This window comes from Shewanella sp. c952, assembly GCF_019654975.1.
GTDB lineage: Bacteria > Pseudomonadota > Gammaproteobacteria > Enterobacterales > Shewanellaceae > Shewanella.
In genome coordinates this window covers 1-960 of the sequence record NZ_BPEW01000083.1, presented here as the reverse complement: position 1 = coordinate 960, position 960 = coordinate 1, and the positions used below count along the sequence as shown (strand labels likewise).

The window sequence follows — 960 nt, the reverse complement described above, 5'->3', positions numbered from 1 at the left end:
ATATAATCTGCATGATTAAATGATGGGATCGCATATGTGACCATCACACTGGAGCTATTAAAGTTTTCACTTTTAATAACAAAGTTAAATTTGTTCTTTTTTGAATACAAAATAAAACCACCACGTTAATAACATTAGACATAATAGCTGTGTGACTAGATATGCCAGAGGAACTCCAATCATCCCAAACAAATCAGCAGAAAACAAAGTTAATAATGCAAATGTCAAACTAAAAGAAACTTCTAAAGAAGCATAGAGTTTCAATTTTTGTTTTGAAATGATCAAATATGACAAAAGCCAACAACCAACTTTTAAAATATCTCCGGGTAGTTGATAGATGAGAAATTCATTCGGTACAGAAAATTCATCACTATACAAAATTGGTAACCAGATCCCCTTACCAAAATAAACAAATATAACGCTAATTAATAACACAGGAAAAGCAAAATATATGACGCTTTTTAAAACAGATACAGTTTCAATGTAGTTACTAGCCCGAGCTAACTTAGGTAACACAATTGCAGACAAACCAAGAGTAATAACTGTTGTGTAGATCTCAGAAACTCTCCACATAGCTTGCCAATTACCTGTAGCCACCACACCGTAATTATCAATAAGTGAATTTCGGATAACCATCAATACAATAGGAGCGAGAAAAACACTCAATGATGCCGTACAAAAATATTTTAAAAGACATTTTAGTTGTTCGGTTTCAATTAATTTCTTTAGTTTATTTAGCCTAACTAATTTAAGATATGGAAAAGATGTTAAAGTGAAAACAATAACACCACAGAATGGTATGAATAAAATTGATGATATGTATACATTCAGGCTACCAGTTACAAAATAAATAACTAAGAGTATTAAAATATACAACACCATAGAGATAATGTTTAATATCAGATATGGTTTGAATTTAAGTAAACCTGTATTCATTGCGTTACCAAGTGAATACAGATG

1 protein-coding gene is annotated in these 960 nt (G+C 30.7%); it reads right to left on the bottom strand.

Annotated elements, in window-relative coordinates:
- Nucleotides 1–84: 84 nt before the first annotated feature.
- Nucleotides 85–960: hypothetical protein (locus tag K5R16_RS21945; RefSeq protein WP_220740526.1), on the bottom strand; the 876-nt coding region annotated here is incomplete at its 5' end.